Annotated in this window: 11 protein-coding genes and 1 pseudogene; all 12 read right to left on the bottom strand. The window is 73.1% G+C overall.

The features are described from left to right. A pseudogene (locus B7P34_RS12300) lies at positions 1 to 1058 on the bottom strand (hypothetical protein); the annotation flags it as partial. Between the two features lie 5 nt (positions 1059 to 1063). Then, complete coding sequence (locus B7P34_RS12295; protein WP_223267777.1) at positions 1064 to 2344, bottom strand: DUF4910 domain-containing protein; 1281 nt, start codon at positions 2342 to 2344, stop codon at positions 1064 to 1066. Beyond that, positions 2341 to 3366 (bottom strand): NAD-dependent epimerase/dehydratase family protein, encoded by a 1026-nt coding sequence (locus B7P34_RS12290; protein WP_106675885.1) that lies wholly within the window; start codon positions 3364 to 3366, stop codon positions 2341 to 2343. Before B7P34_RS12290 ends, B7P34_RS12295 begins: the two co-directional genes overlap by 4 nt. A 3-nt stretch (positions 3367 to 3369) precedes the next feature. Beyond that, complete coding sequence (locus tag B7P34_RS12285) at positions 3370 to 4032, bottom strand: PIG-L deacetylase family protein (RefSeq protein ID WP_106675895.1); 663 nt, start codon at positions 4030 to 4032, stop codon at positions 3370 to 3372. Then, entirely contained in the window at positions 4029 to 4835 is an 807-nt protein-coding gene (locus B7P34_RS12280; RefSeq protein ID WP_106675884.1) for a glucose-1-phosphate cytidylyltransferase, read from the bottom strand. The genes B7P34_RS12285 and B7P34_RS12280 overlap by 4 nt, the downstream gene beginning before the upstream one ends. A gap of 13 nt (positions 4836 to 4848) precedes the next feature. Next, positions 4849 to 6084, bottom strand: coding sequence for a class I SAM-dependent methyltransferase (locus B7P34_RS12275; RefSeq protein WP_106675883.1), 1236 nt, complete (start codon positions 6082 to 6084; stop codon positions 4849 to 4851). Continuing rightward, the gene (locus B7P34_RS12270) at positions 6081 to 7337 is read right to left on the bottom strand and encodes a glycosyltransferase (protein WP_223267776.1); all 1257 of its coding nucleotides are present in this window, start codon (positions 7335 to 7337) and stop codon (positions 6081 to 6083) included. Before B7P34_RS12270 ends, B7P34_RS12275 begins: the two co-directional genes overlap by 4 nt. Beyond that, positions 7334 to 8617: an O-antigen ligase domain-containing protein gene (locus B7P34_RS12265; protein WP_189382713.1), complete on the bottom strand. Its 1284-nt coding sequence runs from the start codon at positions 8615 to 8617 to the stop codon at positions 7334 to 7336. Before B7P34_RS12265 ends, B7P34_RS12270 begins: the two co-directional genes overlap by 4 nt. 16 nt (positions 8618 to 8633) lie before the next feature. Further along, positions 8634 to 10169 carry a right-handed parallel beta-helix repeat-containing protein gene (locus tag B7P34_RS12260; protein ID WP_106675881.1) on the bottom strand — a complete coding sequence of 512 codons (1536 nt, stop codon included), beginning with the start codon at positions 10167 to 10169 and terminating at the stop codon, positions 8634 to 8636. Positions 10170 to 10177: 8 nt separating this feature from the next. Then, positions 10178 to 12145, bottom strand: coding sequence for an alginate lyase family protein (locus B7P34_RS12255; protein WP_106675880.1), 1968 nt, complete (start codon positions 12143 to 12145; stop codon positions 10178 to 10180). Next, complete coding sequence (locus tag B7P34_RS39360; RefSeq protein WP_106675879.1) at positions 12142 to 14340, bottom strand: bi-domain-containing oxidoreductase; 2199 nt, start codon at positions 14338 to 14340, stop codon at positions 12142 to 12144. Before B7P34_RS39360 ends, B7P34_RS12255 begins: the two co-directional genes overlap by 4 nt. 18 nt (positions 14341 to 14358) lie before the next feature. Then, positions 14359 to 16293 (bottom strand): asparagine synthase (glutamine-hydrolyzing), encoded by a 1935-nt coding sequence (gene asnB / locus B7P34_RS12245; RefSeq protein WP_106675878.1) that lies wholly within the window; start codon positions 16291 to 16293, stop codon positions 14359 to 14361. Position 16294 lies beyond the last annotated feature (1 nt).

Genomic DNA, 16294 nt, shown 5'->3' with positions numbered 1-16294 from the left:
GCGCCCGCGACGCCGAGCGTGGCCGGCACGATGAGCTGCGAGGCGGAGTGCCAGACGCCGCCGAGCACGAGCTCGCCGGCCCGGTCCGGCAGGAGCAGCAGCGCCCCGCCCCAGAGCAGTGCGGCGGCGGCCTGCCCGCCGCCCAGCACGAGGCAGAACGTGCCGAGCCGGTGCGGTGCCCGCCGCAGGACCCGTGCCGCTTCCGCGACGGTGACCAGCGACAGGCCCATCAGCAGGGCGAGGAACGGGCCGAGCAGGAGCTCGGCGCCGCGGACGGCGCCCACCGCGCCGACGCCGGCGATCGCGCCGAGCCCGTACGCCCGCAGCTGGCTCGCGCCGCTGACGCAGGTGTTCTCGACCAGGTACCGGTAGCCGAGGTCGCGGTGCTCGCGGAGCCACTCGCGCGCTCCGGCCACCCGGGGCCGGATCCCGGACTGGAAGCAGCCGTACGCCGCGGCCACCGCGGCGGACGCGCCCCAGGCGAGCACGAAGGCGGCCACGCTGCCCACGCGGGCCGCCGCGACCATGGCCGGGACGAGGGCGATGCCCCACACGAGGTCGTTGACGAACGCCTTCCTGCCGGTGCCCGCGGCGAAGAACGCGTACCGCCAGGCGTCCTGCAGCAGCAGCCCCGGCAGCACGACGCCGAGGCAGGCGAACGCGGGCCCCACGCTGCCGCCGACGGCGAGCCCGGCCGCCAGAGACGCGGCGCCGACGGCGGCACCGACGCCGAGCGCGGCACCCGACGACCGGGCCACCGCCCCGCGCCAGGACGCCTCGGGCACGCCGCTGAAGCGCACCACGAGCGGGTCGGTGGCCAGCCCGCGGGAGACGCTGAGCACCACGCCGTAGGTCACCCAGGCCAGGCTGAACACGCCGAAGGCGGTCAGCCCCAGCGAGCGGGCCACGTAGATCCCCACCGCGAAGTTGGACAGGCTGGAGGCCGCCTGGTCGGCCAGCCCCCAGGACAGCCGGCCGGCCATGGCCCGCCTTGCGGTCCGCCGGCCGGGGCCGGCCGGGGCCTGCGGTGTCGTCAGCTTCTCCCCCTCGGTGGTCATCGGCGTCATGCCTTGAGCAGCCCGGCGCCGTGCAGGGCGCCGGCCGCGTCGGCGACGGTGTCGAACGGCAGCCCGGACCGCTCGGCGACGTCCAGCAGGCTGTGCTCGCCGTCGGAGAGGCTGAGCACCCAGAGCATGGCCATCTGGGCCTGCTTGGTGTCGCTGCGGCCGCCGAGCGCGTCGTACAACCCGCGCCGGCCCAGCTGCGGCTCGCCGTAGGGGCTGAGGTTGACGTACCGCCGGTTGCGGTCCAGGACGGCGAACGCCTCGCGGCAGAGGGCGAGGGTGTCGGCCATCGCCTCCGGGGAGACGAAGTCCAGGTTGTCCGCCGAGGTGTGGTACTCGGGGTAGCCGGCGTACGGGGTCCGGCTGAGCGAGCCCACGCCGAGGTCGAACCCGGGCGAGCAGTACTGCCGCTCGTCGTAGCCGTACGGGGTGAACTCGGCGACGCGGTGCGGGCGCTGGGACGCGAGCAGCACGTGCCGCATCACCCGGTCGATCTCCGCGTCGCCGCGCCTGCTCTGTTTGTACGTCAGCCGTCCCGGGTCGCCGGCGCAGGCCAGCACCAGCCCGTGCTTGACCTGTTCCACCCGTTCGGCGTTGCGGGCCAGCCAGGTGATCGCCCCGATGGTGCCGGGGGCGAAGACGAACCGGTAGGTGTAGTACGGCGTCCGCTCGGCCAGCGCCCGGGCCAGGAACGTCGCCACCGCGATGCCCGCCAGGTTGTCGTTGGCCAGCGACGGGTGGCAGACGTGGCAGGAGACGATCACCTCGGCGGGGACCTGCCCGGGGACCACGTGTTCGGCGTAGGTGAGGTGGCCGTCGGCGAGCGTGGAGTCGATGCGCACCTCGTACTCGCCGTCCGGCAGCGCGTCCAGGGTCTCCTGGGCCAGGCAGAACCCCCATTCCGGTTTGTAGTAGCTGGTGCGGTACGGCACCCAGGCCGGGTGGTCCGGCAGGGTGTGCAGGTGTGCGCGCAGCTCGGACAGCGGCATGGTCGCCGAGACCGGCACGCTGTAGCCGAGCACGTGGAGGCTGGACGCGGCGAAGTCGACGACCCGGTTGCCGGCGGTGTCGGCGATGTAGGCGTCCCGGATGTTCCACTCCTGCGGCACCGTCCAGTCGAGCACCTGGGTCCCGGTCGGCACCTCCTGCACCTGCAGCGGGATGTACTCGCCGACGATCTCCAGGGTGGCGCGCACGCCGTCGCCGGTGATGGACCGGCAGAGCGGGTACATCCGCTCCACCAGTGCGTGCATCTCCTCGCCGGAGGCGGCCGCGGTCACCGGCGCCACCGCAGGGTGTCGTCGACGGCGCCGGCGTCGGACGCCGCGCGCAGCACGGCCAGCCGGGTGAAGCGCCGCTCGAAGTCCTCCCGGGTCAGCCCGTGTTTCCGGTAGGCGTCGGCGAGTTCGAGCGCGCCCTGCTTGACCGTCCACTCGCAGTCGAAACCGGGTATCGCGGTGCGGAAGCGGGAGAAGTCCACCCGGTACGACCGCGGGTCGGCACCGGTCTCCCCGGTGATCACCACCTTCGCGCCGGACACGGCCTCGGCGACCTGCCCGGCGATCTCGGCGACCGTGACGTTGTTGGTCTCGCTGCCGATGTTGAACGCCCGGTCGTGCACCGCTTCCCGCGGCGCGGTGAGCGCGGCCGCGAAGGCCCGTGCGATGTCGGCGGCGTGCACCAGCGGGCGCCAGGGGGTGCCGTCGGAGAGCACCAGCACCTCGCCGGACAGGAGCGCGTGGCCCACCAGGTTGTTCAGCACGATGTCGGCGCGCAGCCTGGGGGAGTGGCCGAAGGCGGTGGCGTTGCGCATGAACACCGGGCTGAAGTCGCCGTCGGCCAGCGCGTGCAGGTCGTCCTCCACCCGTACCTTGGACTCCGCGTACGGCGTCACCGGGCGCAGCGGGGCGTCCTCGGTCACCAGATCGTCGCCGCCGGCGGCGCCGTAGACCGAGCACGTCGACGCGTACAGGAAGCGCCGCACTCCGGCGTCGCGGGCCAGCCGGGCCAGCCGTACGGACGCGTGGTGGTTGATGTCGTAGGTGAGCTCCGGCGCCAGCGATCCCAGCGGGTCGTTGGACAGCGCGGCCAGGTGGATCACGGCGTCCACCCCGGCCACGTGCTCGGCCGTGACGTCGCGCAGGTCCACCCGGTGCCCGGACGGGTCCGCGGGCGCCGGACCCAGCAGGCAGTCGGCGAACAGGCCGGCGTCCAGGCCGGTGACCTCGTGCCCGGCGGCCGCGAGGACCGGGGCCATCACGGTGCCCAGGTAGCCCTGGTGCCCGGTCAGCAGTACGCGCAAGGTTCAGTCCCCCAGAGTGGAAGTGCCGAGATCGAGCGTGAGTTTGGTGACGGCGAACGCCTCGGCGTACCGCGCGTGGCATTCGATGCCGCGGATCCGCGCGAGACCGAGGAAGGCCTCGCGGTCGTACCAGGGACGGTGCCGCTGCGAGGGGTAGTGCTCCTGCAGCAGCCGCACCTTTCGTTCGGCCGTCTCCGGCGTCAGCGGCTGGTACGCGGCCGGGCGGCCGAGATCGCCGTCCCACTTGACGATCTCGTAGCCGAGCACGAGATGGTCGCGGAACGCGGTGGGCATCAGCCGCGCCAGGCCGTGGTGGTCCTGGTGCGCGTCGTCGGTGCGCGGGGCCAGCACGAGATCCGGCTCCGTCCGCGCGCGCAGCTCCTCGACCGCGGCCTTGGCCTCGTCCCAGTGCGTGGGCAGCCGGCCGTCCGGCAGCTTGAGCACGGTCAGCCGCAGGTCGGCGCCCGGGCAGAAGGCGGCGAGCGCGGCCCGCTCCTCCTGCTCCCGCTCGCTGCCGCCGCCGGAGAGCACCAGCGCGTCGACGCGGATGCCCGGCCGCGCGAGGCACAGCGTCAGCAGCGTGCCGCCGGCGCCGATGGCGATGTCGTCGCAGTGCGCGCCCACCGCGGCGATCCGGTCCAGGCGCCCGGCCCCGAGCCGGATCACGCGGTCCTCGCCGCGCCGCCGGCCGCGCCGTCCCGTTCCCACACGGCCCACGGGCGATCGCCCCGCGCGTAGGCGGCGTCGAGCGCGGCCCGCTCCTTCACGGTGTCGGTCGGCTTCCAGAAGCCGCGGTGCTGGTGCGCCACCAGCCTGCCGCGCTTGGCCAGCTGGGCGCATCCGTCGGCGACCAGGTCCCCGTTCTCCGGGATGTGGTCGAAGACCTCCTGGCGGAGCACGAAATAGCCGCCGTTCTCCCACAGCGGCAGCTCGCTCACCGCGGTGATGCCGCCCACCAGGCCGTCCTCGCCCAGGTCCACGCAGTGGAACGAGGACTGCGGCGGCACCACCATCATCGACGCGCCGGCGTCGCGCCGGGCGAACCGGTCGATCATCTCCGGCAGCGGGGCGTCGGTGAGCACGTCGGCGTAGTTGGCGAGGAACATCTCGTCGCCGTCCAGATGCTCCCGCACCCGGCGCAGCCGCTCCCCGATCGGCGACTCGATGCCGGTCTGCGCGAACGTGATCGTCCAGTCGGCGATGTCGGTGGACAGCAGCTCGGTCCGCCCGCGCCGCAGCACGAAGTCGTTGGACGTCGTCTCTTCGTAGTTGAGGAAGAAGTCCTTGATGTGGTGGGCACCGTATCCGAGGCACAGGATGAACTCCGTGTGCCCGAAGTGTGCGTAGTAGCGCATGACGTGCCAGATCAGCGGCCGCGGGCCGACCATCGCCATCGGCTTGGGCACGTCGTCGGAAGCGCCGTTGCGCATCCGCATCCCATAACCGCCGCAGAACAGAACGACCTTCATGCTGTCATCCCTCTCAAGACGTGACCTCGACAATGCTCAGTTCCGGTATGGGAAAGACCAGCCGGCCGCCCCAGTCGTTGATGAAGGACAGCTGCTCGACCAGCTCGGCCCGCAGGTTCCACGGGAGGACCAGGACGTAGTCCGGCCGGTCGGCGGCTATCCGCTCGGGCGCCAGGACCGGGATGCGGGTGCCCGGGGTGAACCTGCCGTGCTTGTAGGGGTTGCGGTCGACCGTGTACGCGAGCAGGTCGGGCCGGATGCCGCAGTGGTTGAGCAGGGTGTTGCCCTTGCCCGGGGCGCCGTAGCCGACGACCGTCTCGCCGCGCTCCGCCGCCTCGATGAGGAACCGCAGGAGGTCCCGGCGCACCTTGGCCACCCGGGCGGAGAACTCGGTGTACCCGGACAGCTCCTGCAGCCCGGCGGCCTTCTCCCGGTCCAGCACGTCGGCCACCTGCCGGCTCGGCTCGCCCGCCACCTCGGCCGGCCGGGCCCACAGCCGGATGGAGCCGCCGTGCGTGGGCAGCAGCTCGACGTCCACGAGCGCGAGCCCGCCGCCGGCCAGGGCCCGCATGGCGGACGCGACCGTGTAGTACTGGAAGTGCTCGTGGTAGATCGTGTCGTACTGGTTCTTCTCGATCAGGGTCAGCAGGTGCTGCACCTCGATGGAGACCCAGCCGTCGTCGGCGACCAGGGCGCGCAGCCCCTGGGTGAACCCGGTCACGTCGGGGATGTGCGCGTACACGTTGTTGGCCACGACCAGGTCCGCCGGGCCGTGCTCGGCGCGGACGGCCGAGCCGGTGGCCGGGTCGAGGAACGCCGTGAGCGTGGGCACGCCCGCGTCCCGCGCCGCGGCGCCGACGTTCACCGACGGCTCGATGCCGAGGCAGCGGATCCCGCGGTCCACCACGTGCCTGAGCAGGTACCCGTCGTTGCTCGCGACCTCGACCACGAACGCGTCGGGGCCGAGCCCCGCCCGCTGCACGGCACCGGCGACGAACGTGCGCGCGTGCTCCACCCAGGAGGTAGAGAAGGAGGAGAAGTACGCGTACTCGCTGAACGTCTCCTCCGGCGTGATCAGCGGAGGGATCTGCGCGAGCCAGCAGCCGGTGCAGACCCGCAGGTGCAGCGGGTACGCCGGCTCGGGCTGATCCAGTTGGTCCGCGGCGAGGAAGCTCTCGCACGGTGGCGTCGCCCCCAGGTCGACGACGCTCGCCATCGCTTCCGAGCCGCAGAGTCGGCATCGTGTCATCTGCTGTCCCCATCCCCCCTGCTCGCGCGGGTGTTCCCGCCGCGAGCCGGTGCTGACCGGTCCGCGATCGCGGACCGGTAACCCTCCACCAGGCGCTCCAGCCCGACGGCCGGGCTGAAGCCCTGCTCGTAACGGCGCCGGGCCGCCCGCCCCATCTCCCGGTTGCGGTCCGGCGCGGCCGTGATCCGGCGTATGCAGGACGCGAGCGAGGCGGCCTCGCCCGGCCGGTGCAGCAGCCCCGTCACCCCGTCCTCGACGAGTTCGGTGAAGGCGCCGTGACCGGCGGCGACGGCCGGGACCCCGGCCGCCATCGCCTCCACGACCACCAGGCCGAACGCCTCCAGCCACGTCGAGGGAGCCACCACGGCGACCGACCGCGCGACGGCCTGCCGGCACTGCTCCGCGTCGTACAGGCCGGCGTAGCGCACGTCCTCCCGGCCCGCCGCCCAGGCGGTCACCTCCCGCTCCAGCGGCCCCGCGCCGGCGATCACGAGCGGCACGCCCACGCCGCCTTCCGCGGCGAGCTCGTCCCACGCGGCCATGAGCAGCCGCACGCCCTTGGCCTCCGCGAGCCGGCCGAGATACAGCAGGTGCTCGCCGGCGCCCGTCCGGCGGGCGCCAGGATCGGGCACGAAGTTGTGCTTCACCGCCAGCCGCCCGGCCGGCATGCCGGCCCGCACCAGGACGTCGCGCTGCGCCGCGGAGATGCAGAAGAACCGCTCCACGCCGGACCACCACCGCCGCCGGTTGACCGACAGGCTGACCGCGAGCGGCACCGTCGCCAGCCGGGAGTTCCGGTAGCAGCCGTGCCGGACGGCGGGCAGCGGCGCCACCGCCCCGACGCACTCGGTGCACGGCCGGCCGTCGCGCTGCAGCGTGCCGGGCGGGCAGACCTGGGTGTAGTTGTGCAGCGTGGCCACGGCGGGCACGCCGGCGTCGGCGCAGGCGGCCAGCACCGCGGGCGACAGGAGCGGGAAGACGTTGTGGACGTGCACCACGTCCGGCCGCTCGGCCCGCAGCCGGGCGGCGAGCTGCGCGCGGACCGCCGGGTTCCACGGCACCAGCAGCGGCACCGCGGCCTTGCCCGGCAGGGACCGGGCGGCGATGTCGTCGCTGCGCCGCTCGAACAGCTCGACCCGGTGGCCGGCCGCGCGCAGCAGCCCCACTTCCTGGTCGACGACCTTGTTCTCACCGCTCGGCTGCGCCGAGGAGTAGCGGTTGTGCACCACGAGGACGTGCATGCTGGGGGTCACCTCCGTTCCTTGGCCCATCGCGGGACGTGTCGTCGGGGGGCTGCGGGCGCCGGGAGGGGCGTGGCCGCGGCCGGTGCCGCGAGCAGGCAGGCGGCCAGGGCCAGGTGCAGCAGGTACGGCGAGGCGTCGCCCAGCCCCGCCTCGGTGTACGACGCGATCGCGCAGTAGCTGATCAGGAAGATCGCGCAGGCCCTCGGCAGCGACGGCGGCCGCAGCAACGCGACGCCGCCCAGCACGATGATGATCGCCGCCACCAGGGCGATGCCGGTCAGGCCCTGCTCGTTGTAGACGGCCAGCCAGCTGTTGTCGATCGGCAGCCCGCCGAACGACTTGTCGCCCAGGCCCACGCCGAAGGCCTCCTCCGTGGCCGTCCGGGGCGCCGCCAGCAGGGCGTCCCAGACCTTGGCCCGGCCGGTGAGGTTGGTGAAGTTCTCCTGGTTCTGCCCGCGCAGGAACCACGTCTGCAGCGCGGAGGCGAACCCCACCGCGGCCACCGCGGCGCACAGCACCGCCCAGGTGAAGAACCGGCGGGCCGCGGCGCTGGTCATGACGAGCGAGCCGATCGCCAGCGTCAGCCCGATGAGCAGGCCGAGCGTGGCCGTCCGGGTGTGGGTCAGCGCGAGCAGGACGAGCGAGGGCACGATGACGACCGCCGCGCCGGCCCTGTCGGTCCGCCGGCCCAGCACGAGCAGTACGGTGAGCCCGGTGATCACTGCGGCGTACTGGCCGATCTGCGGCGGCGTGAGCGGCCACAGCGCGCCGACCAGCCGCCCGCCGTAGAGCTCGGGCAGGGCGGCGCCCGGGGAGATGACCAGGCCGGCGGCCACCGACCCGAGCACCGCGAAGTACATCCGGATGTGGTGCCGGACGAACGTCAGGCCGCCGTCCCACCAGCGGCTGAGCAGCCACAGCGTGCCGGCGAAGAGAGCCAGCCGGCCGCACCGGAACAGCGCGCCGAACCCGGACTCCAGGTGCGCGCTGGAGATCACGCTCGGCACCAGCAGCAGGGTGAGCAGGAACAGGAAGGCGCCGGGCCGGATGCGCAGCCGGAGGTTGAGCGCGAGCGCCAGCACGAACGCGGCGACCAGCGCGCCCATGGTGACGACCTGGATGAGGGAGCGGGGGAGTGGGACGATGGTCTTCGCCCCGGCGGAGCCGAGCGTGTTGAGGATCAGCAGCCCCCATACTGTGCCGACCGTCTTCGGTGTGCCGGCGGGGCGCGGCGCGGCGCCGGGCGGCGTGACCGCCGTGTCCGGTCCGCCCGGCAGCCCACTGGGCATCGGCTTTCCGCTCATCTCAGCCACCGGCCCGCGGGCCGAAGGTGCTGCCCGCGTCCTGCCGGTACGGCGTGCCCTGCCACTGCCCGGATTCGAGCACCCGGCTCGGGTCGTGGGCGACGAACTTCCACGGTCCGAGGTAGACGTTGTCGTGCCAGCGGTTGTGCTGCTTGTCGGTGATCGATTCGGCCACCTGCTCGCCCCGGTACGGCGACCAGTCCGGATAGGTGCCGTAGTTGGCCAGCACCGCCATGCGGTCGCACTTGACGGTGCACTCGACGACGGACGTGTCCAGTACGAAGCGGTTGTCGTGGATGTCCACCCGCTGGGTCTTCCACCGGCAGTCGGCGTAGAGCGGTGCGGTGGTGATCGCCGGCCGCGCGCAGCGGTCGGACTGCCGCACCAGCAAGGTGCAGACGCCGGACGAGGTGTTGGCCGGGCTGTTGCAGAACCGGTCGGCGTTCTCCCACAGGGTGATCCCGTTCCAGTTGTTCTCCAGCACGTTCCGGTAGATCTCGATCTTGTCCGTGCGGGCCCGGACCCGTGGTTCGCCGCCGGACTCGGACAAGTAGATGGTCGCGAACGGGAAGTTGTCGCCGCGCTCGGCGTACCTGCGGCCCTCGACCCAGTTGTTCCGCAGGATCTTGTTGTTGCGGATGACCGCGTTGTAGCTGGTCTCGTAGAACAGGGCGGCACCGTCGTTGGCCTCGAGTACGTTGTCCTCGATGCGGAAGTCGTTGTTGTTGGTGTCCGCCCACAACCCCGGTCCGCGGTTGTCGTGCACCCAGTTGCCGCGTACGTCGGCGCCGTTGACGGCCCAGAACTTGACTCCTCCGGTGCAGCCGCAGCCCGGCTGCCGCCGCTCCCAGTCGTCGGTGTTGTTGGCCGCGATCTCGTTGCCCTCGATCACCAGGCCGCTGACGGTGTCGCCGGTCTTGTACGCGTTCATTCCGTACTGCCCGTTGTCACGCAGACAACTGGCGCGGACCTGCTGGCGGGCACCGGCCATCAGCCCGGCGCCGGAGTTGCGCTGGATCGTCGCGTGCTCGATCACCCACCCGTCGGCCGAATCGTGGTTGACCACGCCCTCGTTCTGCGGCGCGACGAACCCCTCCACCGTCAGGTAACGGATGGTGACGTTGCGGGCGCCGCCCCCGAACGCGTACTGGTTGGTCTTCCCGCCGTCGAGCACCGCGCCCGGCGCGCCGAGGTAGGTGTCCCCTTCCTTCGGGATGACCTGGGCGTAGCGGTCCTGCTCCAGCTTGTGCTTGCCCGGACCGAGCCAGAACACGGTGTTCGGGGGGCTGCTCTTGGTCTTCGCGGCCAGGTCACCGGTCACCGAGGGGTCGACCGTCACCGCGCCCGCCGGCGCCTTCGCCGGCCCGGCCTCCGGCTTGGCGCACACCCGGGCCACGGACCGGGTCCCGGACGTGGACGACTTGGCGGTCGGCCCCGCCTCCGGATCGCCCGGCGAGCTCACACAGCCGGTCGCGGCCAGCAGGACCAGCGCCGGCAGCGCCGCCGGTAAGGCCCGGTTCCGCCACTTGATCCCCACGCGTCCTCCTAGCCGCGGAACCTGAGTACGGTGGTGAACCCCTGCGCGCCGTCGGCGAAGCCGGTGCCGACCAGCGTGGTGGCGGGTTCCTTGCGCCCGAAGCCGGCGGAGTACCAGCCCAGGGGCGGGTCGGTCTCGCCGCGGTGCGCGCGCCAGGACAGCTCCCCGGGCAGGCCGAGTTCCGCGGAGCGGTCCTCGCCGTCGCGGTTCCAGGTGAGCACCGCCCGGTTCCCCGCCAGGTCCGCGGTGATCGCCGGGCCGAGGTGGAACGCCAGTCGCACGGCCCGGCGCGGGCCGCTCACCTCGTCGACCACCCGCAGCTCCCGGCTCGCGGCCGTCAGCTCCACCCGGCGGCGGTGCACGGACCCCTGGTAACCGTCGTGCTCGGCACACCAGCGGGCCGGGCCCCCCTCGGACGCGTCCGCGACCAGGACGCGGCTGCGGGCGTGCCGGGTCCACAGGAACGGGCCGCCGGAGACGGACTGGTCACCGCCGTCCAGCTGCAGGGTGTTGTGGCCGAGGGTCGACCGGAAGTACTGCCGCCACTCGGGCTGCCCGTGATAGCAGTACGTCCCCGGGTCGGCGAGCACGTCGACGCCGTCGTGCCGGACTTCCACGGACAACGCGTCCGCATGGGCGTGCGCGGCGATGGACAGGAAGCCGTGCGGACCGCCGTCGCAGCGGCACCAGATCTCTTCCGGGCCGCGCAGGATCGTCATGCCCGCGTCGGGGAAGTGGCCCGGCCGGCGTGCCGGGCGGCTCAGGGCCGGTGCGGTCCCCTTCTTCGGGTAGGGCCGGATGAGCGCGGCCAGCAGCGGGGTGCGCACATCGGTGCCGGTCACCGCCGGCCACCAGGCGAGCCGGCCGAACACGGCGTCCCCGGTGGCCAGCAGCGAGGCCCAGCGGTCGGTGCCCGCGCCGTCCACGACCAGGCCGTGCCCGTCGTCCGCGTCCCCCTGGCGCGGCGGCCGCAGCCGGCCGTCCACGACGGCCGCGAGCGCGTCGGTCATCCGCAGCAGCACCAGCCGGATCGACGAGGGGACCTGCACGCCGGCGGCATCGGCCTCGGCCACCGCGGCCAGGCCGAGCTCCAGCACGAGCCCGTGGTATTCGGTGGCCAGCTCGCGGTTGAGGCCGGAGACGAAGGTGTTGCCGCGCAGGTGCCGCTCCAGCGACCGCAGCGCGTCGGCCCGCCAGCGCGCCGAGGAGGGGAACCAGCCGAACGCGCAGGCGGCGGCGAACTGGCCGGCAGCCTCGGCGATCACGTGGTTGTTCGCCGAAGAGCCCCGGCTGGGGAAGGCGGCCAGCCAGCGCTGGTGGTGCCAGATCTGCTTCAGGGCCACCGGGTTGCCCTCGAACAGCCCGGCCGCGCCCGGCCAGCCGTCGAGCAGCCGGCGGATCCACACCCAGGACAGCAGCCGGACGCCCAGTTCGATGCCGCTGATCCAGTGCACGCCGCGCAGCGGCGGGTTGGCCGCCCACCACGACCGCAGGTGCTCGGCCACCCGCTCGGCGTACCGCTCGTTCCCGCTGACCGCGTAGGCGGCGGCGAGCACCGTGAGGTACTGGTGCCGGGACAGCTCCCAGATCTGCTTGATGTCCCCGACCGCGTCCTCGTTCCGGTACGGCACGTCGAAGGCGTAGCCCCACGGAGCCCGGCGCCCGGTCTTCGGGTCGTACCACCAGTCCGGGTCGGTGAGGTCGTCGCGGTCCACGCCGAAGTACCCGGCGCGGCCCTCCATCAGCCGGTCCGCCTCGGCGATGAGGCGTTTCGCGGCGTCCGGCGGCACCGCGGCGGTCGTCCCGGCGGGCAGGACCGCGGTGAACCGGGCGCCGGTCACGGCCGGGAAGTCCGGCCGCGCCGACCGCCACCGCCGCCTGCGCACCGCGTCGCCCGCCCGGCCGCCGACCTCCCGCGGTCCCATGCGGGAGAGCCGCCGCAGGTACCAGCCCGGACTTCCCGAGCCCACAGTCATCGCGCCCTCGCCAGGGTCACGGGCGCGCCGGAGGCCAGGCCGGCTTGCACGGCGAGGGTGGCCGCCGTGGTGGCGACCAGCGACTCCAGCGGCACCGGCATCGGCCCGCCGGTCCGCACGGCCTTGACGAACGCGGCCAGCTCGGCGGACTGGCCCTTGTCCCGGGCCTTGGGCAGCCGCGAGCTGACCCACTTCTTGCGGCCGGCTGTGCTCTTCTCGAAATACACCGAGGCGCGGACGAAGTCGTCGAGCCGCAGCACCTTGCCGTCCGCGACGAGGTCCAGGGTCTCCTTGGGGAAGCCGGGCGAGCCGGTGGTGACGTAGCTGATGGCGGCGGTGGACCCGTCCGGGTAGCGCAGCACAGCCTGGATGTCACCGCCGCCGTCGTTGCCGGACGGGGCGGCCGCGTACACCGAGACCGGGTCGGCGCCGAGCAGCCAGCTCGCCGTGTCGATGAAGTGCCCGCCCTCGCCGGCGAAGCGCGAGCCCTCGGTGCCCTGCTGGAGGTACCAGCTGCCGTTTTCGAGGCGGCCCGCGTTGATCAGGTAGCGCAGGCTCGCCGGACCGGTCCGGGCGCCGAACCGCTGCCGGGCCTCCCGCAGGAGCGGCGCGAACCGGCGGTTGAAGCCCACCTGCAGCCGGTCGTTGCCGGACTCCTCCACCGCGGCGAGGACGCCGGCCAGCTCGTCCTCTGTGAGCGCCAGCGGCTTCTCCACGAACACCGCCTTGCCCGCCAGCAGCGCCTTCCGCGTCAGCCCGGCGTGCGAGCTGTGCCGGGTCACCACGAACACCGCGTCGATGGACGGGTCGCCGAGCACGGCGTCGAGATCGGTGGTCGCCCCGGCGAAGCCGAACTTCCGCTTCGCGTTGGCCGCGGACAGCGCCGTCGTGGTGACGACCGCCGACAACTCGACGCCGTCGCGCTCGACCAGGTGCGGCAGCAGCATCGACGTCGCGTAGTTTCCCGCGCCGACGAACGCGAGGCGCACCGGCGACTTGGCGACCCGGGCCGGACTCCGCTTCACGTTCACCGCGGGCACGGCCACCGCCGGGGCCTGCGCCTCGACCGCGTGTCCGGGGTACCGGAACAGCACGGCCACGGCCTTCAGGCCGCCGTCCTTCAGACGCTGGTACGTCTCGACCGCGTCGTCGAAGTCGGCCGTGTGCGAGACCAGGGGCTCCACGTCGACGCTGCCGCGGGCGAGGAGATCGAGGAAGCACGCCAGGTTGCGGCGCTCGGTCCAGCGCACGTAGCCGATCGGGTAGTCCCGCCCGTCGAGCTCGTACGCCGGGTCGTAGCGCCCGGGGCCGTAACTGCGGGAGAACCGGACGTCGAGCTCCTTCTCGTAGTACGCGTTCCACGGCAGGTCCAGACGGCACTTGCCGATGTCGACGACCCGGCCGCGGTCCCGGCTCAGCCGGGCGGCCAGCTCCACGGGCTCGTTGCTGCCGCCGCCGGCGGCCAGGTACACCTGGTCCGCGCCGTGACCGCCGGTGAGCTCGGCGACGGCGGTCTCCACAGCCGCGGACGCCGGATCGCCGCAGGCCACGGCGCCCAGGCGGGCGGCGAGCTCGCAGCGCACCGGATCGGGGTCGGCCCCGACGACGCGCACTCCCGAGGCGGCCAGCAGCTGCACCACCAGCTGCCCGATCAGCCCGAGGCCGACGACCAGTGCCACCTCGCCGAGCTGAGGCTCGCCCTGGCGGACGCCCTGCATCGCGATCGACCCGACGGTGCCGAAGGCCGCGTGCCGCGGCGCGAGGCCGTCCGGCACCCGGGCGTAGAGGTTCTTCGGCACCCAGTTCAGCTCGGCGTGCAGCGCGTGCTCGTTGCCGGCGCAGGCCACGAGGTCACCGACCGCCACGTCGTCGATCCCGGCGCCGACCTGCTCGACCACCCCGCACAGCGAGTAGCCCAGCGGCGTGTAGGAGTCCAGCTTGCCCATCACCTTGCGGTAGGTGGCGGGCACCCCGTTGGTGGCCACGCTCTGCACGACCTTGGCCACCTGGTCCGGCCGGGAACGGGCCTTGCCCAGCATCGACATGCCGGCCTCGGACACCTTCATCAGCTCGGTCCCGGTGGATATCAGCGAGAAGGCGCTGCGGACCAGCACACCGCCCGGCTTGCACCCCGGCACCGGCACGTCGAGCACCGCCAGCTCGCCGCTCTTGTAGTTCTGCACCACTTGCTTCACTCGAACTCCTCTGAATTCCTAAGCCGTCAACCGAGTGCTCTGGCCGGACCCAGAGGTCGCGTCGCGATACCAGTACTCGAGGGTCAGTACGTGCCACAGATGCTTGGAGAAGTCCCGCTGCCCGGCGGCGTCCTCGGCGACCATCCGCGCCAGCGCGTCGCGGCGCAGGAACCCGGAGCGGACGAGCACGCCGTCGTGCACCACCTCGCGCACCAGCGGCGCCAGGTCCCGGCTCATCCAGGCCCGCAGCGGGGCGCTGAACAGGCCCTTGGGCCGGTACACGATCTCCCGGGGCAGCACGGAGGCGGCCGCCTCCTTGAGGACGGCCTTGCCCTGCCGGCCGACGATCTTGCGGTCGCCGGGCACGGCGAACGCCGCCCTGACCACCTCGACGTCCACGTACGGCACCCGCACCTCGGTCGACGCGGCCATGCTGGAGCGGTCCGTGTACGCGAGGTTCAGGCCCGGCAGGAACATCCGGGCGTCGCCCAGGCACATGCGGTTGACGAAGTCGTCGAGGTCGTTGTCCTGGTAGACGTCCGCGTGCTCGGTCAGCACGTCATCGACCGTCCCGGCCAGGTCCGGATCGACCAGGGCGAGCAGCTCGTCCTGGTCGTACATGGTGTAGCTGCGCCGGAACGCGGTCTCCTCCGGCAGATCGGCGAAGGAGAGGAACCGCTTCGCGAAGCGCACCGACCGGTACCCCCGGCGGGCTGTGGCGACCGGCAGCCGGTCCACGGCGGCGGACAGGCCGCGCCGCAGGGGGCGGGGGACGCGCTGGTAGCGCAGCGCGAGCAGGTTGGCCAGGTGCTTGCGGTAACCGGCGAACAGCTCGTCGGCCCCCATCCCCGAGAGCATCACCTTGACCCCGGCCTCCCGGGCGGCCGAGCAGATCAGGAACGTGTTGATCGCGGCGGGGTCGCCGATCGGCTCGTCCAGGTGGTACGTCATCCGCGGCAGCAGGTCGAGCACGTTCGGGGCGATCTCGATCTCGTGCAGGTCGACGCCGAAGCGCCCGGCCACCTGCCGGGCGTAGCGCAGGTCGTCCGGCATCGCCTCGAACCTGGCGTCCTCGGCGCGGAACCCGATCGTGTAAGCGGAGATCCCGGGCTGGTGGCGGGCGGCCAGCGCGGTCAGGTAGCTGGAGTCCAGCCCGCCGGAGAGGAAGGCCGCCACGGGAACGTCGGAGAGCATGTGGCGCCGGGTCGACTCCTCGACGACGGCGGCCACGTCCGGCTGCTCGCCGCTTTGGGCCCGCTCCCGGGCCTCGGCGGCGACGTCCTTCAGGTTCCAGAACCGGCCGCGCTCCACCCGGCCGTCGGCCCGGCACTTGAGCCAGCTCCCCGGCGGCAGCTTCTCCGCCTCGCGGAACGCGCAGCGCGAGTCCGGCACCCAGTAGTACAGCAGCGAGGCCACCAGCGCCCCGTGGTCCACCTGCAGCGACCCGCCGCTCACGGCGGCGAGCGCCTTGAGCTCGGAGGCGAACACCAGGCCCGCGCCGCGCCGGAGCAGGAACAGCGGCTTGATGCCGAGCTGGTCGCGGGCGAGCACCAGGTCACCCGTCCGCTCGTCGAAGACCGCGAACGCGAACATGCCGCGCAGCCGGGGCAGGCAGTCCGTGCCCCACCGCCGCCATGCCTCCAGCAGCACCTCGGTGTCGGAGGTGCCGCGGAAGCGCACCCCGGCGGCCGCCAGTTCGGCGCGCAGCTCGGGCGCGTTGTACAGCTCGCCGTTGTACGTGAGGGCGAGGCCGCCCGAGACCATCGGCTGGGCGCCGGTCCCGGACAGGTCGATGATGGCCAGCCGGCGGTGCCCGAGGTGGACTTCGCCGTCACCGGCGGGGTGGCTGTACCGGCCCGCGCCGTCCGGACCGCGGTGGGCGAGGATGTCGGTGAGCCGGTCGGTGACGGCCTTCCCGTCCGGCCACCGGTACGTTCCTGCGATGCCACACATG

It is taken from the genome of Streptosporangium nondiastaticum, assembly GCF_003011965.1.
In the GTDB taxonomy this organism is placed as follows: domain Bacteria; phylum Actinomycetota; class Actinomycetes; order Streptomycetales; family Streptomycetaceae; genus Streptomyces; species Streptomyces nondiastaticus.
Note: the sequence above shows the minus strand (reverse complement) of the source record. Positions and strands in the feature narration are given on the sequence as shown.

Coding starts and splice junctions, on each gene's coding strand:
- B7P34_RS12280 (WP_106675884.1), bottom strand. CDS start 4,835: ATGAAGGTCGTTCTGTTCTGCGGCGGTTATGGGATGCGGATGCGCAAC.
- B7P34_RS12275 (WP_106675883.1), bottom strand. CDS start 6,084: ATGACACGATGCCGACTCTGCGGCTCGGAAGCGATGGCGAGCGTCGTC.
- B7P34_RS12265 (WP_189382713.1), bottom strand. CDS start 8,617: ATGCCCAGTGGGCTGCCGGGCGGACCGGACACGGCGGTCACGCCGCCC.
- B7P34_RS12255 (WP_106675880.1), bottom strand. CDS start 12,145: ATGACTGTGGGCTCGGGAAGTCCGGGCTGGTACCTGCGGCGGCTCTCC.
- asnB (WP_106675878.1), bottom strand. CDS start 16,293: ATGTGTGGCATCGCAGGAACGTACCGGTGGCCGGACGGGAAGGCCGTC.